At 61.4% G+C, this 19,732-nt stretch carries 19 protein-coding genes; 8 read left to right on the top strand and 11 right to left on the bottom strand.

Annotated features, from left to right (window positions below):
* Window positions 1-193: 193 nt before the first annotated feature.
* The 3 genes from E8L03_RS03630 to E8L03_RS03620 all read left to right on the top strand — a co-directional run bounded on the left by E8L03_RS03630 (window position 194) and on the right by E8L03_RS03620 (window position 1,420).
* The gene (locus E8L03_RS03630; protein WP_171266603.1) at window positions 194-961 is read left to right on the top strand and encodes a PRC-barrel domain-containing protein; all 768 of its coding nucleotides are present in this window, start codon (window positions 194-196) and stop codon (window positions 959-961) included.
* Between the two features lie 70 nt (window positions 962-1,031).
* Entirely contained in the window at window positions 1,032-1,223 is a 192-nt protein-coding gene (locus E8L03_RS03625; protein WP_144234488.1) for a CsbD family protein, read from the top strand.
* 44 nt (window positions 1,224-1,267) lie between these two features.
* Complete coding sequence (locus E8L03_RS03620) at window positions 1,268-1,420, top strand: DUF3309 family protein (RefSeq protein ID WP_171266602.1); 153 nt, start codon at window positions 1,268-1,270, stop codon at window positions 1,418-1,420.
* 133 nt (window positions 1,421-1,553) lie between these two features.
* Here E8L03_RS03620 and E8L03_RS03615 read toward each other — a convergent pair whose 3' ends face one another.
* Entirely contained in the window at window positions 1,554-3,416 is a 1,863-nt protein-coding gene (locus E8L03_RS03615) for a PocR ligand-binding domain-containing protein (protein ID WP_171266601.1), read from the bottom strand.
* Between the two features lie 199 nt (window positions 3,417-3,615).
* Entirely contained in the window at window positions 3,616-5,055 is a 1,440-nt protein-coding gene (gene mgtE / locus E8L03_RS03610) for a magnesium transporter (RefSeq protein WP_171266600.1), read from the bottom strand.
* Window positions 5,056-5,243: 188 nt separating this feature from the next.
* Between mgtE and nadC the strand changes: the two genes are divergently transcribed.
* Genes nadC through nadB form a run of 3 tightly spaced genes read left to right on the top strand, consistent with a single transcriptional unit; the run spans window position 5,244 to window position 8,793 of the window.
* Window positions 5,244-6,137 carry a carboxylating nicotinate-nucleotide diphosphorylase gene (nadC, locus tag E8L03_RS03605; RefSeq protein WP_171266599.1) on the top strand — a complete coding sequence of 298 codons (894 nt, stop codon included), beginning with the start codon at window positions 5,244-5,246 and terminating at the stop codon, window positions 6,135-6,137.
* On the top strand, window positions 6,134-7,192 hold the full coding sequence (nadA, locus tag E8L03_RS03600) for a quinolinate synthase (RefSeq protein WP_171266598.1): 1,059 nt from the start codon (window positions 6,134-6,136) through the stop codon (window positions 7,190-7,192). Before nadC ends, nadA begins: the two co-directional genes overlap by 4 nt.
* Window positions 7,189-8,793: an L-aspartate oxidase gene (nadB, locus tag E8L03_RS03595; protein WP_171266597.1), complete on the top strand. Its 1,605-nt coding sequence runs from the start codon at window positions 7,189-7,191 to the stop codon at window positions 8,791-8,793. Before nadA ends, nadB begins: the two co-directional genes overlap by 4 nt.
* 163 nt (window positions 8,794-8,956) lie before the next feature.
* Here nadB and E8L03_RS03590 read toward each other — a convergent pair whose 3' ends face one another.
* The 9 genes from E8L03_RS03590 to E8L03_RS03550 all read right to left on the bottom strand — a co-directional run bounded on the left by E8L03_RS03590 (window position 8,957) and on the right by E8L03_RS03550 (window position 16,826).
* Window positions 8,957-9,295, bottom strand: coding sequence for a hypothetical protein (locus tag E8L03_RS03590; protein WP_171266596.1), 339 nt, complete (start codon window positions 9,293-9,295; stop codon window positions 8,957-8,959).
* Window positions 9,296-9,544: 249 nt separating this feature from the next.
* Window positions 9,545-9,943, bottom strand: coding sequence for a hypothetical protein (locus E8L03_RS03585; RefSeq protein WP_171266595.1), 399 nt, complete (start codon window positions 9,941-9,943; stop codon window positions 9,545-9,547).
* Between the two features lie 677 nt (window positions 9,944-10,620).
* Complete coding sequence (locus E8L03_RS03580; protein ID WP_171266594.1) at window positions 10,621-11,496, bottom strand: pirin family protein; 876 nt, start codon at window positions 11,494-11,496, stop codon at window positions 10,621-10,623.
* Window positions 11,497-11,523: 27 nt separating this feature from the next.
* The gene (locus tag E8L03_RS03575; protein WP_144234480.1) at window positions 11,524-11,793 is read right to left on the bottom strand and encodes a hypothetical protein; all 270 of its coding nucleotides are present in this window, start codon (window positions 11,791-11,793) and stop codon (window positions 11,524-11,526) included.
* Between the two features lie 263 nt (window positions 11,794-12,056).
* Entirely contained in the window at window positions 12,057-13,133 is a 1,077-nt protein-coding gene (gene secF / locus E8L03_RS03570) for a protein translocase subunit SecF (RefSeq protein WP_144234479.1), read from the bottom strand.
* A gap of 21 nt (window positions 13,134-13,154) precedes the next feature.
* A complete protein-coding gene (gene secD, locus E8L03_RS03565; RefSeq protein WP_144234478.1) occupies window positions 13,155-14,759 on the bottom strand; it encodes a protein translocase subunit SecD in 1,605 nt (534 codons plus the stop codon).
* 151 nt (window positions 14,760-14,910) lie between these two features.
* The gene (yajC, locus tag E8L03_RS03560) at window positions 14,911-15,279 is read right to left on the bottom strand and encodes a preprotein translocase subunit YajC (RefSeq protein ID WP_144234477.1); all 369 of its coding nucleotides are present in this window, start codon (window positions 15,277-15,279) and stop codon (window positions 14,911-14,913) included.
* 257 nt (window positions 15,280-15,536) lie between these two features.
* Window positions 15,537-16,283, bottom strand: a complete 747-nt coding sequence (locus E8L03_RS03555; protein ID WP_171266593.1) for an MTAP family purine nucleoside phosphorylase — start codon at window positions 16,281-16,283, stop codon at window positions 15,537-15,539.
* 30 nt (window positions 16,284-16,313) lie between these two features.
* A complete protein-coding gene (locus E8L03_RS03550; protein WP_144234475.1) occupies window positions 16,314-16,826 on the bottom strand; it encodes an adenine phosphoribosyltransferase in 513 nt (170 codons plus the stop codon).
* 140 nt (window positions 16,827-16,966) lie between these two features.
* Here E8L03_RS03550 and E8L03_RS03545 point away from each other — a divergent pair, with 140 nt between their 5' ends.
* Complete coding sequence (locus E8L03_RS03545; protein WP_171266592.1) at window positions 16,967-18,301, top strand: amidohydrolase family protein; 1,335 nt, start codon at window positions 16,967-16,969, stop codon at window positions 18,299-18,301.
* Window positions 18,298-19,668, top strand: a complete 1,371-nt coding sequence (locus E8L03_RS03540; protein WP_171266591.1) for an amidohydrolase family protein — start codon at window positions 18,298-18,300, stop codon at window positions 19,666-19,668. The genes E8L03_RS03545 and E8L03_RS03540 overlap by 4 nt, the downstream gene beginning before the upstream one ends.
* Window positions 19,669-19,732: the final 64 nt, after the last annotated feature.

The raw sequence follows: 19,732 nt of genomic DNA, 5'->3' as shown, positions 1-19,732 counted from the left end.
TATGCGACGAAGCTCAACCATTTTTTGCCTGGCCGCTTCTTTATTGCTTATTCTATGCGGCATTGCGTTTGCACAAGGCAATAGCAAGCAGCAAGATGTTAAACAACAAAAGTCTTCAGCAATGAAGCAACAGAACAATGACGTTGTACAAAAGTTGGGCGACAACAAGTTCTTTGCAGAGAACCTCATCCCAATGGACCGTCTCACGGGCCAGGAAGTGGACTTCCAGGGCGAGAAGGACATCGAAGTATCAGATCTGCTGGTCGATCCGGTGACGGGCAACATCCTCTTTGTCGTGGTTTCCTCCGACAGTGTGCTCGGCCTGGGCGGCGATCAGTACGTGCTGCCTTTCGACAGCCTGAAGATACACGCGCAGAGCAGGCAGTTGGCCATTAACGACAAGAGCATCACTCTTGACGACAACACTGCCTATGCACCCAAACGCAATGGCCGCTGGGGTAGCGAAGAGGTCGCAACCTACTGCGCCACCGCGGGCAAGAAGAACCTCATGAAGGAGTCCCGCAACAAGCTGGAGGAAATGCAGCAGATGGTCGCCAATGCGATTGATAAAGTCACCGACACCGGAAGCAAGAAGACAGAGGCCATGGGCCTCGAATGTCTGGTGGAAAGCAACCGGCTCTACAACCGCGAGGTATATGGCGCTGACAACAATGTCATCGGTGAGCTGAGCGGGTTCCTGGTGGACCTCGACGAGGCCAAGATCAAGCTGGCCATCCTGGACCACGGTGCGTTGTGGGGCCTCATGGGTTCCCAGTATCTCATCCCCTGGCAGGCGTTAGGCATCGACCAGCAAGGCAAACGCATCGTGCTCGACGTCAACGAGGACAACCTGGACAAGTTCAGTAAGGCGGATGAGCTGGATTGGAATGGTTCCATTCTGCCAAAGGCTAAGGCCAGGGATATCTATACGAATTACGAGATCGATTACACGGCAGGTTAATCCACTTCATCGCCGGAAGGCGGCGCTGGGTCTTGCCTGCTCCGCCTTCGGCGCATCATAGGAGACAGACATGAACGAAGACATCATCAAAGGTAAATGGAAGCAGCTCAAGGGTGAGGCCAAAAAGCAATGGGGCAAGCTGACTGACGACGATATCGACTATATCGACGGGCAGTACGAGAAGCTCGAAGGCAGGCTCCAGGAAAGATACGGGTACTCCAAGGAGGAGGCTCGCAAGGAAATCAACAGCTGGCAGCAATAGCCATACGAGCGCCTACGCCTCGAACCCACAAGGAGAATCCCATCATGGGCACAATTCTGCTCATCGTCTTGATAATACTGCTCATCGGAGCGCTGCCGTCGTGGCCGTACAGCAGGCGTTGGGGCTACTTTCCCAGCGGCGGGCTGGGGCTCATCCTCCTCATCGTCATCATCCTTTTGCTCATGGGCCGCATCTGATTCGCCAGAGCCCTCTGCGGCTTCAAGCCGCACATCCCTGCCCCGATAAGAAACGGAGCCTGGAGCATATCCCAGGCTCCGTTATTTTCCGTTCAGTGTACAATCCCCTTCAGCTGGGCGCGCGCCTCCTGTGTCAGGACGCGTCATCTGACTTACCGCCGGATGCGGAGCCGGCCTTGCTGGCCGGCAGATCAACAGAGAACGTAGCGCCAACGCCCGGACTGGACGAAACGGACATGCTTCCGCTCAGCGACTCGGTGATGATGAAGTAGGTGACGGACATGCCCAGTCCGGTGCCTACGCCCACGCCCTTGGTGGTGAAGAACGGCTCGAAGATCCGGCGCTGCACCTCCGGGCTCATGCCCGGGCCGTTATCCTCGATCTCCACGTGCACGGCGCCGTCAGTGGCATGGCAGCGCAGCACGAACCGCGGTGCGCGATCCAGCTCCTGATAGGCCCCGGCCATGGCCTGAGCGCCGTTGCGCAGGATGTTGAAGAACGCCTGCTGCAGGTTGGTGGCGTCGCAGTAAACGGTCGGCAGGTCCTCGTCATACTCCCGGACAACCGAGATGTCTCTGAAATCATAGGAATGCTCCAGGTCATGGTCGCTTTTGACAAGCTCCAGGGCACGCTCCAGGATGGGGATGACGTCCTCGTGGTTGAAGAGCCCGCCGCTGCGCCGACTGAAGCCCAACATGTTGGTGACCACACGCCCTGCACGCCGACTGGAGTCCATGACACCGTCGAGCATGGCGTCTATGCCCCGCGCCTTGACGTAGGCCGCCACGTCCTCGAACTGCAGCCCCGCCTCCTCGGCCACGCGCCTGTTCTTGCGGGTGTCCTCCAGAAGCCGCTTGTTCAGCAGGCTGGTGTAGCCAAGGATCGCGGCCAGAGGGTTGTTGATCTCGTGGGCGATTCCGGCGGCGAGCCCGCCCAACGACATCATCTTCTCCGACTGGATCATCATCTCTTCGATGCGCACCCGCTCTGTGATGTCGTCCACGCGGATCACAGCGCCGTCCACGCCGTTGGCGATAAGCGGGTACACGGACACGTCGTTGTAATGTGTCACGCCGTCCCGCTCCTCGGCCACCTTTTCATCCACTATGGGCTTTCGCTCGCGGATGGCCCGGGTAATCTTGTCCATCTCGTTGGCCCATTCGGGCATCACGTCGGCCAGCTGTTTTCCTTCAACTTCTGCTTTAGCAAATCCGGTTGCATCGGCGGCGCGCATATTCCAATGAGTTATCCGCCCTTCCGGGTCCACCCCCACGAGCATGGACGGCATGGAGTCGATGATGTTGCTCAGAAAGTTCCGGAGGTGCGCCAGCTCGTTGTTGGAAGAATGGATCTGGGACACGTAGTTGCGCAGCTGCAGGTTCTGGTACGCAGTCAGGGACATCAGGTTGGCTATGAGAAAGAGGAAGTCGCAGATCCTGTTGAACTGCTCCAGAGGCATGACCGTCACCTGTGCAAAGGCGCGGGAGAACGCCGCCTCGTCCGCGCCTATTTCCTTGGCGTAGGCGAGAATCTGGTTGGAATCGAGCTCTTCGTTGCGTATCTGGCCGATCAGCCAGTTGGCGAGATGGTGGCCGTCCACGGAGATGCTGGCCCCGCAGTCCCACAGCCCGGCGCTCATGCATTGGCTCACGTTAGGCCCGGCCGTGTTCAACCGGCCTATGACAGCGTCCGAGCGCATGCAATTGCACAGCCCCTTCTCTGTTTTGCGGATCACATCCTGACAGAGAGTAGAAAAATTACTGGGTTGTGTAATAGGTTCGCCGCTGGGAAGCGTGATGATAGAGGCAACCCCTGTGGCGGCGGCAAAGGCGTCCTGAATCGCCTGTATGGAGTCGAGGTCGAACAGGTCTGTAAAGCGGATGCCGCCAGGTGTTGTGGAGGTTTCGCTGTTATTCAGTGCTGCCAGTTCCTTTTCCGCAACGGCCAGCTCGTCGACAAGAAAGGCTATCTTGTCCTGGAGCTCCTTCCTTTTCACAGGGCCCCCTTTATTGCATGTTGCAACCTTCCATGGGTCTCATCATAGAATGTAATCACGGTCAAGTAATTCAAGGACGGCGGGGGTTATCCGCGATTACACACGTGTGATAAATAGAGCGAAAACGAACAGCCGAAGAGACATCTATGCGGCGTCTGCAAGCTGGACGCGCATACACAGAAAGGTGAGGAAGTACGGCTCAGTGCAAGAGGAAGAATGTGGCCATGCCGAGGAAGATAAAGAACCCGGCCATGTCCGTTATGGCGGTCAGGAAGATGGAGGAGGCCTGCGCCGGATCGCGGCCCATGCGCTTGAGCATCAGTGGAATGGTGGCTCCGGCGGCCGCGCCCAGCAGCATGTTCAGCCCCAGGGCCGCGCCCATGACGCGCGCCAGAACGCCGTTTCCCGTAACGAGGTAGGCCACACAGAAGACCAGAAGACCGATGACCACGCCGTTCATCAGGCCAATGCGCGCTTCGCGCGCCACCGCATGGACCGATTTTTTCTTGTCCAGCGTCTCCACGGCAAGCTGGCGAATGATGACGGCCAGGGACTGCTGTCCGGAGTTGCCGCCCTGGTTGGCCACGATGGGCATGAGCACGGCGAGTATGGCCATCTGCGCGATGGAGCCCTCGAACACGTGCACCACGCTGGCAGCCAGCACGGAGTTGGCGATGTTCACGAGGAGCCACGGCAGCCGCTTGGCCACGGAGCTGCGCCACGGCGTGTCCACGGTCTCATCCTGACCGGCGCCGACCATGCCGAGCATGTCCTCGCTAGCCTCTTCGTGGATGATGTCCATGACGTCGTCGTGGGTCACCACGCCCAGGAAGCGGCCCTCGTAGTCCAGAACCGGCAGCGCGAGGTAGTTGTAGCGGCGCAGAAGGTGCGCCACTTCTTCCTTGTCCGTATCGAATCGCACGGAGATCACCGGCTGGTCGCTGATGAGGTCTTTGAGCAGGCGGCCCGGCTTGGAAAGCAGGATGTCGCGCAGGGAGAGCACGGAGACGAGCTTGTCGTCCTCGTCCACGAGATAGGCGTAGTACGGAATCTCGATGTCTTCGTTCTCGATCTGTCGACGGATGAAGGTGATGGCCTGATCCGCCGTGAGGATGGGATCGAGCACGATGTTGTCCGTGTTCATCACGCCGCCGGCGGTGTCCGGATCGTAGCGGTACAAATGCCAGATCTCGGCCTTGTCCTCCTTCTGCAGGCGGCGGACGATGCGCTCGCGCTGGGTGTCCTCCAGCTCGTGGAGCACGTCGGCGGCGTCGTCCGGATACATCTGCTCCAGGATGTCGGCGGCAAGCTCGGGGTTCAGACGCGAGATAAGCTCCACGCGATGGTGCGAGTCCATTTCCGAGATGGTCGCGGCGGCGTCCTCCGGAGTGATGGATTCGATGAGCGCAAGCTGCTGACCCAGAGACATCTGCTCCAGGTGGTCGGCGGCGTCGGCCGGATGCACCGTGTCGAAGTTTTCGGGGTCGAGCACGATGTCGTCCTGCTCTTCCCCCCGCTCTTCCTGGGGCATCGGCGCGTCATCCATCGGATGGTGCTGCGCCTTCATGGCCTCGTCCAGCCCGAGCCCTTCGCTGGCCTGTGCTTCGCTCTTCTCTTCGCGGTTTTCGGTATCGCTCATCATACGTCGTGTTCTCCGAAAAAAGGTGCGACTGCACGAAGTGTTTCACCCCTTCCGTACATCGCACCCTGAATCCCACCTTAATAGCCTTGAATGGAGGCCCGAGTCAAAGCCTTCCCTCGGCGCTGCCTGATTTGTGGCGAAAAAGAGTTGAATGCAACAAAATTTCGCCGTAATCTGAAGCTTCAATGTCTGCTTCATCTCTCCCAGCTTTCGACGCCTTTTTCTCGGGGCCTGCTCGCGAATACCTGCTGCGGGCATTGGACCTGGCCATCGAGGAAGACGGCGAGGACCTCACCAGCAAGGCGCTTTTCACCAGCGAACGCTTCACCGCCGTGGTCGTGGCCAAGCAGCAATGCGTGGTGGCCGGCCTGCCCATGGTGCCCATCGTGCTGGAGCGCACAGCCACACACATCGGCGCAGAGCGCTCCTGGAACCTGACCATGAACGCGAAGGACGGCGACACGCTGGAGTACGGCGATGAGCTCTTCCAGCTTGAAGGGGACGCCCTGCTCCTGCTCACGGCCGAGCGCATCATACTCAACTTTCTGTGTCATCTGAGCGGCATCGCCACCCTTACCCGGCGCTATGTGGACGAGCTCGCCGGGTCGGGCGTCACCCTGCTCGACACCCGCAAGACATTGCCCGGCCTGCGCTATCCGGAAAAGTACGCCACTGTCGTGGGCGGCGCGCAGAATCATCGCAAGAATCTGTCGGAAATGATCATGCTCAAGGACAATCACATCGATCGCGCCGGAGGCATCATCCCGGCGACCGCCATGGTCCGCAAGGCGTACTGCCCCTGCCCGCCTATCGAGGCGGAGTGCCGCACCCTGGACGAGGTGCGCGAGGCCGTGGAGGCCCGTGTGGACCGCATCATGCTCGACAACATGGGACCCGAGACCATCCGCGAGGCGCTCGCCCTCATCCCGGACGGCATCGAAAGCGAGCTCTCCGGCGGCGTGTCCCTGGAAACCCTGGCCGAGCTCGCCGCCACGGGACCAGATTTCATCTCCGTCGGGCGGCTTACCCACTCCGCTCCTACGGCCGATCTTTCCATGCGTATGCGGAGGACCTCATGAGCAACGCAGCACAACGTATCGAAGAGATTCGCGGCGCCCTTGGCTCCGACCTCGTCATCCTGGGCCATCACTACCAGCACGACAGCGTCATCCAACACTGCGACCTGACCGGCGACTCCCTGGAGCTTGCCCGGAAGGTGGCGAACCTGTCCGCGCGGTACATCGTTTTCTGCGGCGTCTTCTTCATGGGCGAGGCAGCCGCCCTGCTTGTCGAGCCGGAGCAGAAGGTCTTCATGCCGGACAGGACGGCGTCGTGCACCATGTCTGAGATGGCTCCCGGGCCGCTGGTCGGCAACGTCATGGACTGGCTCAAAAGCTCGGGCAAGACGATCGTCCCCCTGACATACGTTAACTCTTCAGCCGCGGTGAAGGGCATTGTCGGCGCCAACGGCGGCGCAACCTGCACCTCGGCCAACGCCGAGATCATGCTCCAATGGTGCATGGGACGCGGCGATGCGGTGTTCTTCCTGCCGGACAAGAACCTCGCCCTGAACACTGCCAATACGCTGGCCCTGCCCGACTCGCTGCGAATGGTTCTGGACATCCGCAGGGGCGGCTCCAATATTCAGCCCGATGTCGTGCGCGAGAAGCAACTGCTCATCTGGCCCGGCTGCTGCTCCATCCATGCGGCGCGCTTCAAGGTCCGGCAGATCGAGGAAGCCCGCGTCAAGCATCCTGACTGCACCGTAATCGTCCACCCCGAGTGCACGCCCGAGGTGGTGCAGGCTTCCGACGTCTCCGGCTCCACCTCCACCATCATCCGCTACTGCGAAGACGCCCCTGCCGGCGCGACGATCTACATCGGCACCGAGATCAACCTCGTGGAGCGTCTCGTGCAGCGCTATGCCGGGGAGAAGAACATCGTCCCCCTGGCGCACTCCGCCTGCCAGAACATGGCCAAGAACACCGAAGACAAGCTGGCCGATCTTCTCGACGACATTGCCAAATCCCATGAAAAGGGTACGCCCACCAAGGCCGAACCCGTCACCGTTGACCCAGGAACTGCCGCCAACGCCCGGAGTTCTCTGGAACGTATGCTCGAGGCCTGTGCATGAACGACGCACGCCTTACCACCCAAGCCCTGGTTATAGGCTCCGGCATTGCCGGCTGCTCCGCCGCCCTCACCCTGGCCGATGAAGGGTTCGAGGTCATTCTGCTTTCCTCCGGCCCCGCTCTGGACACCGGCAACACCGCCCTGGCCCAGGGCGGCATCGTCTTCCACGGCCCAGACGAGGACCCACGGCTCCTGGAGCAGGACATCAAGCGCGCCGGACACGACTATAACTACTCCCGCGCCGTGCGCTTTATCAGCCGCAAGGGCCCGCAGGCCGTACAGGAGCTGCTGGTGGACCGGCTCGACATCCCCTTTGCCCGCGGCAACGAACCCGGCGCCTGCGAATGGGATCTGCGGCTGGAAGGCGGCCACCAGGAGCACCGCATCCTCTACTGCGCGGACTACACCGGCCGAGCCATCATGGACGGCCTCATGGCTGCGGTGGAAAAATCTCCCAACATCCGCGTACTGACCAACCGCAGCGCCATCGACCTGCTCACCAGCCACCATCACCCCACGCAGCTCCAGTTCAAGTACCACCTCACCAACCAGTGCGTGGGCGCCTACGTGCTCAACGAGGAAACAAGCCACGTGGAGACGATCCTGGCCGATTTCACGGTGCTCGCCACCGGCGGCGTGGGCCAAGTCTATCTGCACACCACCAACACCGCCACCTCCACCGGCTCCGGCCTGACCATGGCCTACCGCGCCGGCGCGTGGTGCATGAACACCGAGTTCGTGCAGTTCCACCCCACGGCGCTGTACCACCGCGCCGAGCGCCGCTTCCTCATCTCCGAGGCCATGCGCGGCGACGGCGCCCGTCTTGTGGATTCCCAGGGCGTGCCGTTCATGGACCGCTACGACCCCCGCGCCGACCTCGCCCCGCGCGACATCGTCACCCGCGCCATCCTGGACGAGATGCTCCACACCGGCGAGCCCTGCGTCTACCTGGACGCCGCCCGCTTCGCCAAACCGCACAGCGGCGACCTCAAGACCGCCTACCCCACCATTTACAAGCAGTGCGCCAAGATCGGCATCGATATCGAAAAGGACCCCATCCCCGTGGTCCCGGCCGCCCATTACTTTGTCGGCGGCGTGCTCTGCGACATCCACGGCCGCACTACCCTGGACCGGCTCTACGCCGTGGGCGAGACCGCCTGCACCGGCGTGCACGGCGCCAACCGCCTGGCCTCCACCTCGCTGCTGGAAGGCCTGCTCTGGGGCCGCTCGGCCGGCGCGGACATCAGCCGCAAGCTCTCGGCGCACCGGGCCGTACCGCGCAAGCTCAAGGATTCCATCCCGGACTGGAACCACCTCGGCGATGTGCGCAACGAAGACCCGGCCCTGGTGCAGCAGGATTGGTCCACCATCCGCCACACCATGTGGAACTACGTGGGCATCGCGCGCACCACCCCGCGCCTGGCCCGCGCCGCGGACGACATGCGCAGCCTCTACCGCCACCTGCTCGACTTCTACAAACGCACCCCGCTCTCCAAAAACCTCGTCTCCCTCTTCCACGGCTGCCATACCGCGTACATCATCACCATGGCCGCCCACCGCAACAAGCGCTCCATCGGCACGCACTACCGCGTGGATGAGTAGGAAGAAGGAAGAGAAGAGAAAGGCTGAAAAGAATTAGAGAAGGGGCTTCGCCCGCCCGCGAGGGGCGCTGCCCCTCGAACTCCCTGCCAGGGAGCTAAGCTCCCTGGACCCATTGCTTGGGCTTATTTAATGCAGTTCTGAGGACTTGCCCTCGTTACGTCCTTTATATGGACAATGCTGGAGGGATCATCACGACAAAGAGCTGCAGTACCAAAGCACAAAAATGGTGGATAACTGTGAATATTTTTCTATTTGCTACGTAGATTGGAATATTGATTGCGAAGATAGCAATCATTAGTATTCCGACAATTTTGTATTGGTAATATACAAACGACTTGATACCGGCATCAAAAATTACAGAACCTGCAGCAACAACAGATATCAAATATGCAGCAAGCCACATAGATATTGCTACCGTCAGAAATCTAACCATACTACGCATTGTATAAAACAACAATCCACCAACCATAATAAAAATTAGTACAGTTACTTTGTAGGCCATAAGAACATCACCCTTCCAACCCCATAATCACCTCGCGTATCACACTATCCTGCCATTCCCTGTATCGCTCATCCAGTCGCGCGTCAGACCTGTCTGCACGTACGTGATGTAACTGATGGAATCCCTGTCGAAGCAGCTCATCATCGACAGGCGGCCATTGCTCCAGAGCCTCTTCGGGTGTGATGCGACCCTCGAGCAAATAGCGCAGAATCTGCGCTCCGTGCATTCTTGCGACTCGCAATCTGTCAATCATGCAAATATTCTGTGCAAAACCAAGATGAATTGAATAGGAATAAGCGGTAGCAGCAGCAGAATAATATGCCCTGCTATAATTATATTCGCGACATAAATTGTTTTAGCAAACCATCCATCAAATCTGTATTTCCACAAGATGAGTACTGGAATTACAGTATACAAACCGTCAAGCAGGACTTGGGTCATGCTGCCAAATCCCAATATCATGGAGAACAGATAATCGAGAACAATGTATACCAAATAGGCACCAGCAAAGAATGTACTCCCTCTAGCCAAGAAGCTCATGCGCTTCGGTTCTTCCTGACTCATCGTACTGCTCGGATCTACGATTCCGGCATTTCCGCTTGCGCCATATGGTTTCGTGCCCATTAATACACCCTCTTTCAATGGCATAGCTCTGCTGCGATTCAGTCAGCGATCCACACCTGTCTGAAGTCAAGCGCATCCCCTTCCCAATACACGATGGAGTTCGCTCCCTCCGGGTTGTAGAGTCGTATAGCGTCGGTAAGGAGCTCGAAGTACGACGTCTTCCTCTCACCCTTGTCACTTGCAATATATTCAATCATCCCAGGAGGTACAAAATCAACGCAGGTATAGGCCATAGCGCTACGCGGGAATGTGATGACATGCCGCACCTCGGTTGCCGATCTGTCTGCCCTGGCCAGGACTACGAATAGCGCCCCGGCGTTCGCTTCCCGGCTCTCGGCCAGCATGGCGGTGTCTTGGACTCCGTCGCCGTCGAAGTCGCCGAAACCGTCGAGGCGCAGCCAGCACGGGGAGACTGTAGTTGATATCCTGACGGAAGATTGCCCCCTTCGACGTCCCCTGAAGCCAGATTCTGCGTAATCCCGAAAGCGACCGATGCTCTCAAAAATACAAATACGACGGTGAGAATCCAACAGATGCCCGCCGCAAGGCGAATTCTTTTTTGATTCGCTTCGCTCATCCTTCCGATTTGCCTGTCCTGGAAAATCGTAGCCCCATTTCTGGGGTCCAGGGGAATTAAATTCCCCTGGCAGGGGGCGTGGGGACAGCGTCCCCCAACCACCGAAGGCATTTCTTGATCTCTCTCACATCCCGGTGCCACGGGTTTTAATGAAGGTGCCGGCTTCGAGCTCGCGGTAGGCCGTCTCCAGTTCTTCGTCGGTGTTCATGACGATGGGGCCATACCAGGCCACGGGCTCGCCAAGGGGCTTGCCGGACACGAGCAGGAAGCGCAGCTCGTCGTTGCCGGGATTGGCGATCTGCACGCCATTGCCGGGACCGAAGACCACGAGGTCGCGATTGGCGCAGGTGGTCGCTTCCGGACCGAACTGGCCGGCGCCGGCGATGACGTAGGCAAAGCACGTATACTCGGCCGGCGTGGGATGCTCGAACGCGGCGCCAGGCGGTACACGCACATCCAGGTACTCGGGATCGATGACGATATCCTGCACCGGGCCGCGGGTCTCCCCTACTGTGCCGGCGATGACGCGCGCCACGGCCCCGCCTGTGGTCGTGACCTCGGGGATGGTCTCGGCGGCCACATCGCGGTAGCGCGGGTCCATCATCTTGTCGCGAGCCGGGAGGTTAGCCCAGAGCTGGAAGCCCACGAGCCGGCCGTCTGCGTCGCCCTGGGGCATCTCCTGATGCAGGATGCCGCTGCCGGCCGTCATCCACTGCACATCGCCCGCGCCGATGCTCCCGGCGTTACCCATGGAGTCGCCGTGCTCCACATCGCCGCCAAGCACGTAGGTGATGGTCTCGATGCCGCGGTGAGGATGCCAGGGAAAGCCTTTGATGTAGTCCTGCGGCGAGTCGCCGCGGAAATCGTCGAGCAACAGAAACGGGTCGAGGTCCACGCCCTGGCGGAAACCAAAGGCGCGGTGCAAATGCACGCCAGCGCCTTCGATAGTCGGCCTGGACGCATAAACGGCCGCAACGGGCCGGACGGCTGGATGCGACATGGGGACTCCTGGATTACAGGATGGCGTCTACCCCCGCCGCGACAATCGCCTGTCCGCGTACCGCGTCACGAGAAAGAAGGTGACGCCACCGCCAACCATGATGAACAGGAGACCGGGAAAGCCCATCCAGCTGTTCGTCTCCACCAGCCGGGACACGCCGTAGAGCACGAGCACGGCAAAAGTCACCCAGCAGACGAATGCGGCAAGGCCGATGAAGATGGACGCCGTCCTCTTAGTGACAGGCACGCGATAGTCGTCGCAACTGACCGGGGGATCGACTGGTTCTTTAGTGTTCATACCCTCGTCTATGGCACGCTGCCCAGCCCGGGTCAATGGCTTGCCGAACGAGGTCCGAGGGCTCTGCCCTCGGGCACCCGCCAGGGAGCATGGCTCCCTGGACCCACTCCTGGGGTCCAGAGGAATTGAATTCCCCTGGCAGGGGGCTTTGGGACAGCGTCCCCCGATCGCCGTAGGCGTGTAACCTGACAGTTCATAAATCAAAACAAAAGGCCGCCTGGCGGATATGCCGGGCGGCCTTGGTATTTCGTGTGCGCCAAAGGCTAGGCTTTGGCCGGTGCTGCACCCTGTGGCAGCGGTTCTTCGGGCGGCTGGAAGGCCAGCAGGATGGGGGACGCCACGAAGATGGAGGAGTAGGTACCCACGCCGACGCCGATGAGCAGGGCCAGGGCGAAGTCGTGGATAACGCCGCCGCCGAGCACGAAGAGCGCCACGACAACGACGAGTGTGGTGCCCGAGGTGAGCAGCGTACGGGACAGGGTCTGGTTGATGGAGACGTTGATGGTCTCGCCGAAGTCCTTGGAGATGCGGTTGCGCAGGTTCTCGCGGATACGGTCGAAGACGATGATGGTGTCATTGAGCGAGTAACCGATGATGGTCAGCAGCGCAGCAACGATGGTCAGGTCGAACTCCTTGTTGAGTATTGAGAAGATGCCCACGGTGATGATGACATCATGCACCAGGGCCACGACAGCTCCCAAGGCGTAGTTCAGTTTGAGGTACCAGCACAGGGCCAGAGCCACGATAAGGGCGATGATGGTGAGATAGCCGGTGGCGATGCCCACCAGCCCCAGCACATACATGCCGCCGGCCAGGGCGGCGGCCATGATGCCGGCAGCCCACCAGCGCTGCTCGAACCGGCCCGAGATGTAGATGGCGATGAGCAACACAGCGTAGAACATCGCCTCCAAGGCCTTCTGGCGCAGGTCCGCGCCCACCTTGGGACCAACCATCTCCACGCGCTGGATCTCGTGGCCCAGCTCGGGCATGGCCTTGGCCAGCGCCGAGTCGATGCCCTGACGCAGAGAGTCGGTTTCGATGTCACTCTGCGCGATGCGCATCAGGTATTCGTTGTCGCCCTGCATGCCGAAGCGCTGGACGGTGAGCCCTTCCAGTCCGATGCTCTCCAGAGCGTCGCGCAGCTTGTCGAGCTCGACTTCATTGTTGAACTTGAGCTGCACGTTGATGCCGCCGGCAAAGTCGATGCCGTAGGCTGGTCCGCCCTTGATGGCCAGCGAGACAACGCCGGCCAGAATGAGCAGCCCGGAGATGAGGAAGGCGACCTTGCGGTAGCCGATGAAGTTCACAGTGGGAACTTTTTTGAGGATATTCAAGCCCATGGATCAGCTCCAGGATTTCACTTAGATGGAGAGCCCCGCCTTGGCCGGCCGCTTGACAAGCCAGAGGTCGAAGAGGATGCGCGAGACGAATATGGCCGTGAACATGGACGCCAGGATACCCAGCGTCAGCGTGACGGCAAAGCCGCGGATGGGTCCGGTGCCGAACTGATAGAGAATGATGGCGGCGATAACCGTCGTCACGTTTGCGTCGAGGATGGTCAGCGTGGCGCGGGAGTAGCCCATGTCCACGGCGGCGCGCGGGGTCAGCCCGTTGCGCAGCTCCTCGCGTATGCGCTCGTAGATCAGCACGTTGGCGTCCACCGCCATACCGAGGGTAAGGATGATACCTGCGATGCCCGGCAGGGTAAGCGTAGCGCCGAAGCCAGCCAGCCCAGCCAGCACCAGGAAGATGTTGAGCATGAGCACGGTGTCCGCCACGATGCCGGCGAAGCCGTAGTAGATGACCATGAAGACGATGACGAGGGCGCCGCCGATAAGCGCGGCGTTGATGCCCTGGTCGATGGACTCCTGACCGAGGGACGGGCCCACGGAACGCTCCTGCAGGATGGTGACCGGAGCGGGCAGCGCGCCGGCGCGCAGGACGATAGCCAGGTTGTGTGCCTCGTCTGTGGTGAAGGAGCCTGTGATGGAGGCGCGTCCGCCGGAGATGCGGTCCTGAATGACTGGCGCGGAGTAGACCTTGCCGTCCAGAACGATGGCCATGCGCTCTTTGACGTGCTCGCCGGTGAGGCGCTCGAAGAGGCGGGCGCCGCGGCTGTTGAACGTAAGCGTCACGTAAGGCTGGTTGTAGGAGTCGAAGGCGGTGCCGGCATTGGTGATGTACTCGCCGGTCAGCACGGCGTCGCGCTTGAGAACGATGGGCGTCTCGGTAGAGGAGCCATCGGCATTGGTGTGCTGCATCATGGCCAGCTCATCGCCGGGCGGCAGAATGCCCTTCTGAGCCTTGGCGATGTCCGCATTCTCGTCCACCATCTTGAACTCAAGGTGCGCGGTGCGGCTCAGGATATCGATGGCGCCCTGCTGATCCTTCAAGCCCGGAAGCTGAACCTGGATGCGGTAGTCTTCGCGTTGCTTGCGGATATCAGGCTCGGAAACGCCGAACTGGTCGATGCGGTTGCGGATGGTCTTTACGGCCTGGTCCAATGTCAGGTCGGCCAGGTAGTTCTTGTACTTCTCGGTCATGATCAGGTCGTAGCGAACCTGGCCGTCGTCCAGCGTGGTGCGGGAATTCACCCGGAAGTTCTCGAAATGCTCGGCGATGATCTCGTCGAGCTTGTCCCGGGAGTCCGCCTTGGGCAGCACGAACTGGAGGTGGTTTTCCTTGGTGACGGTGGGCCGGAGGATGAAAACGCCGTCATCCCGAGCGATGTCGCGCAGGTCGCGGCCGGCCTGGGAGATGTTGTTTTCGACGGCCTTGTCGATGTCCACGCCCAGGGTCAGGTGCATGCCGCCCTGGAGATCGAGACCGAGATTGATTTTGGTGTCGGGCAGCACCTTGCCCAGAGAGGATTCCCTGACGGCCGGAATGCTGGGCAGGACATAGATGAGCCCGATGAGTGTGACGAAAAGCGTAATGCCGATGCGCAGGCGAAGATTGCCGCTCATGTGTGGATCCTGGTTCGCGGTCGGTGTGTAGTCTTGACGGAAGACGCGGCAGGCATACCGAAAAATGCCGGCGACGGGAAGTTACGCATGCGCTCCACGGCTTCCCGTCTGCCGCACAAATCGAAATACGGGCGCAAAAGCGTCCGCGTCCTTATTTTTCTTCCGTATCCTTTGTGGCCTGCTCTTTGGGAGCCCTCACATTGTCCGCCAGGCCGGAGACGTAGCTCCGGTTCACCTTGATGACGAGGTCCTTGGCGAGCTCAACGGACAGTACGTCTCCGTCCACCGCGGTGATGCGACCATACATGCCGCCGCCGGTGATGATGTAGTCGCCCTTTTTCAGGTTGGCGAGCAGGTTTTTGTGCTCCTTCGCCTTCTTCTGCTGCGGACGGATGAGCAGGAAGTAGAAAATGACGAACATGAGGATGAGCGGGGCGAACGCGGTGATAGGGTTGCCGCCCCCTGCTCCGCCGCCCTGGGGCGCTGCGCCCATGGCATGTGCGATGGATTCAAAAAACATACGAGCTCCTTTGGTCTACGCGTATCGTGTACTGTGCATGTGTATGCCGAGAGATTGCCGTGCGCCTGGTTTTGGTCGCCACGCACCCCCTCGGCTGGCGCGCTCGCACGCGCCTCGGCCGAGCCTGCGCCATACGGCGCGAAACTGTGGTCGCAAAAGAGAATTCAGTTATCCCACCCTCAAAGAGTATGTCAAGAAACACCGAGCTTCTCGTGGCTCAGTTTAAATTTCAGTAAGGAAGGGGAACTTTTCCGGTCCTACAGGGATTCGATGGTCTCCAGCAACAGCCGGGTCACCTTCTCCGCATTGGCGCCAAAAATGCGCAGAATCTCCTCCCACGTCACCGGCTCCTCATCCGTTTTCCAGCAGTCGTAATCCGTGCTCATGGCCACGGCCGCGTACGGAATGCCGGCTTCGTTGGCCAGAATGGCTTCCGGCGCCGTGGACATGTTGATCACATCCGCGCCCCAGGCACGGAACATGTTGGACTCCGCGCGTGTGGAGAAGCGCGTGCCCTCGATGGTGATCACGGTGCCCTGCTCATGGTGCTTTATGCCCATCTTCTTGCAATGGTCGATAAGTTCGCCGCGCAGGTCCTCATCAAAGGGATCGGCCATGGGCGTGTGCACCGGGGCGTGCGGCTCGAACCGATCGTAGAAGGTGAGGGGCCGGCGCCGCGTGAAGTCGATGAACTGATCGAGGATCACGAGGTCGCCGCGCTCGATCTCCAGCCGTAGCGAGCCCACGGCCGTGGTCGCCAGGATGCACTCGCACTCCAGCTGCCGTAGCGCATCGATGTGCGCGCGGTTGTTCACGCCGGTCGGCGGCACGGTGTGCTCCCTGCCGTGGCGCGCCACCAGAAAGACATCCTTGGAGCCGATGCGCCCCGCCTTGACCGGGGATTCGAGCGTGCCCCACGGCGTTTCGATGTCGAGGTCCCTGGGCTTGGTGAAGATAGCCGGGTTGTCCAGTCCACTGCCGCCGATGATGCCGATGCGCTGCATCCGGAATGCTCCTGGTGAATGGTTGAGGGATCAGAGGGTGAGCAGGCAGGAGTAGCCCTGGTTCTCCAGCTTGTCCTTGCCGTCCAGGAAGCCGAGCTGCACCAGGAAGCCGAGGCCGGCAATCTCGCCCCCCACGTTCTGCACCAGCTTCAGCATACCGGCCGCGGTGCCGCCGGTGGCCAGCAGGTCGTCGATGACCAGCACCTTCTCGCCCTCGGCCACGGCGTCCTCGTGCATGCACAGGGTGTCGGAACCGTACTCCAGATCATAGGTCACGCTGACAGTATTATAGGGCAGCTTGCCGGGCTTACGCACAGGCACGAAGCCGATGCCCATCTTGTAGGCCAGCGGCGCGCCGAAGATGAAGCCCCGCGCCTCTGCAGCGAGCACCTTGGTGGCGCCGGTGTCCTTGAACTTCTCGTACAGGCTGTCAATGGCCGCGGCAAAGGCCTCGCCGTCGCCCAGCAGCGGTGTGATGTCGAAAAAGACGATGCCCTCCTTGGGGAAGTCGGGAATATCGCGGATGTAGCTCCTCAAGTCCATGACTCGCTCCTTTTACTTTGCAGACAAATTGGATACCCTCGCAGGAAGGCTCTGGCGACCCTGTGGTGTCGCCTCGGAGCTTCTACTCGCGAACAGGAACGCTTGTCAAAAACTCCGGGGCGTCTTCCCTCAGAATATCCATGAAAATCCAACACTGCGACACCATTCTGCGCGCTGCGTGGCTGGTGACCCAGGACAATGACCGCCGCGTCATCGAGAACGCGGGGGTGGCCATTGCCGACGGCCGCGTGCTTGCCGCCGGCCCCTGGGACGAGATTTCCAGCCAATATCAAGGCAAAGAGCTGCTGCCGGGACGCGAGCTGCTGCTCATGCCCGGCCTGATCAACGCGCACACCCACGCGCCCATGACGCTTTTCCGCGGTCTGGCCGACGACCTGCCGCTCATGGAGTGGCTGCACGACTACGTCTTCCCCGTGGAGCAGAAGCACACGCCGGAGACCGTGCGCCTTGGCGCCCTGCTGGCCTGCGCCGAGATGACCCGTTTCGGCGTCACCGCCTTCTGCGACATGCACTTCATGGCCGCGCACGTGGCCGAGGCCGCGGAGCAATCCGGCTTGCGCGCCATGCTGGGCGAGGCGCTTTTCGGCTTCCCGAACCCCTCCTACCAGACCTTTGACCAGGGCTTTGCCAAGGCCGAAGCTCTGTGCGAGACGTACCGCGACCACCCGCGCATCACGCCCACAGTCGCGCCCCACGCCGTGTACACCACCACGCCCGAAATGCTGGAGCGCACCTGGAGCCTGGCGGAATCTTCCAATACGTTATGGGTCATCCACCTGGCCGAGACCACGACCGAGACCGCCGAGTGCATCGAGAAGTTCGGCGCGCGGCCCCTGGCCTATCTGGACTCCATCGGCTGCATCGGACCGCGTACCATGTTGGCCCACGGCGTGGACCTCAACACCGAAGAGATGGACCGCCTCGCTCAGGCCGGCGCGACCGTGGTCCACTGCCCCAAATCCAACATGAAGCTCGCCTCCGGCGTGGCTCCCGTGCCGGAAATGAGCCGCCGCGGCGTGCAGACCGCCCTGGGCACGGACGGCGCCGCCTCTAACAATACCCTCGGCATGTTCACGGAGATGCGCTTCGCCGCCCTGCTGCACAAAGCCCACACCCTCGACGCCACGGTCATGGATGCGCAATCCGTGCTGGACATGGCCACCTGCGACGGAGCCCGCGCCCTGGGCATGACCGCCGGCGCCGGAACCATCGCCCCTGGCGCGCCGGCCGACATCATCGCCCTGGACCTCACCCGGCCCAACCTGCGGCCCTGCTATAACCCCATATCCCACGCCGTGTACGCGGCCGAGGGCGGCGAGGTCTGCCTGACCATGGTAGACGGCGAAGTCCTCTATAAGGACGGCGCGTTCACGCGCATCGACTATCCGGCCCTGCTGAACGAGGTGCGCGGACTCGGCGCCTGGGTGCGGCAGCAGAGCGGGAGGAACGCATGAACCACACGCCCCCCCTCTTCCTGACAGCGCGCTGGGTGATCGGCCCGGACGGCCCCATGGAGAACGGCTGCGTGCACATCGAGGACGGTCGCATCCTCGGCGTCTGCCCACGCCATGAGGTCCCAGCCACATTGTTTGAAGACGCGCCCAATGCCGAGCACCGCGACCTGGGTGAGGCGTGCATCATGCCCGGCCTGATCAACGCCCACTGCCACGCGCCCATGGCCATCCTGCGCGGCGTGGCCGACGACATGGAGCTGCTGACCTGGCTGGAAAAGGGAGTCTGGCCGCTGGAAAAAGAGTTCACCCGCGAGATGACCTTCCTCGGCGCCATGCTCGCCTGCGCGGAAATGATCGCGTCCGGCATCACCTGCTTTGCGGATATGTACGTCTGGTCCGGGGAGATCGCCCGCGCCGTGGAAGCCGTGGGCCTGCGCGCCGTGCTCAGCGAGGGTCTGCTGGGATTCCCCACCCGCACCTACGGGAGCGTGGAGGAGAGTCTGGCCCTCTGCCGATCCTTCATGGAGGAGTTTAAGAATCACCCGTTGATCCGCTTTGCTCCTGCACCGCACACTGCCTTCACCACCGTGTCCAAGCAGCTGGTGGAGAGCTACGCCATGGCTGGAGAGTTTGACGCGCCCTGGCTCATCCACGCCGCCGAGACCGCCTCGGAGAACGCGCGCGTGCAGGAGCTGCACGGCCAGCGGACTATACCCTTCCTGGACTCCCTGGGCTGCCTGGGCGAGCGCTCCGTGCTCGTGCACGCCGTGGACCTCACGGACGAAGAAATTGAGATCATCGCGGCGCGCGGGGCCAAGGTTGTGCACTGCCCGCGCTCCAACTGGAAGCTCGCCTCGGGCATGGCCCCGGTGCACGGCCTGGCCGAGGCCGGCGTAACCGTGGCCCTGGGCACGGACGGCGCGGCCTCCAACAACACCCTGGACATTTTTGGCGAGATGCGCGCCGCCGCCCTGGGCGCCAAGGTGCGCGAGATGGACCCCACGGCCCTGCACGCGCCCCAGGCCCTGGCCATGGCTACGCAGAACGGCGCCGCGACCCTGCGCCTGCCTTTTTCCGGAACCCTGGCTCCGGGCCAGCCGGCCGACCTCTGCGTGCTCAATCTGGCCGCCCCGCACCTGCAGCCCTGCCACGACCCCGTGTCCCACGCCGTGTACGCGGCCCAGGGCTCGGACGTCTGCCTGACCATGGTGGCCGGCCACGTGATCTACGACCACGGCGCCTTCCTCACCCTGGACTACCCGGCGCTGCTGGATGCCGGCCAGGAGATCGCCGCGCACATGCGCGAGATCATGGACCGCCAGGAACGGCAACGGTGCGAAGATACCCGGCCACAGGACTCGGACTGAGAACAGGGCTCGCGGTCGCAGGACACGGGCTGCAACCGCTGCCACGTCAGAAGAAAGGCCAGGG

It is taken from the genome of Oceanidesulfovibrio marinus (genome assembly GCF_013085545.1).
Taxonomy (GTDB): domain Bacteria; phylum Desulfobacterota; class Desulfovibrionia; order Desulfovibrionales; family Desulfovibrionaceae; genus Oceanidesulfovibrio; species Oceanidesulfovibrio marinus.
Note: the sequence above shows the minus strand (reverse complement) of the source record. Positions and strands in the feature narration are given on the sequence as shown.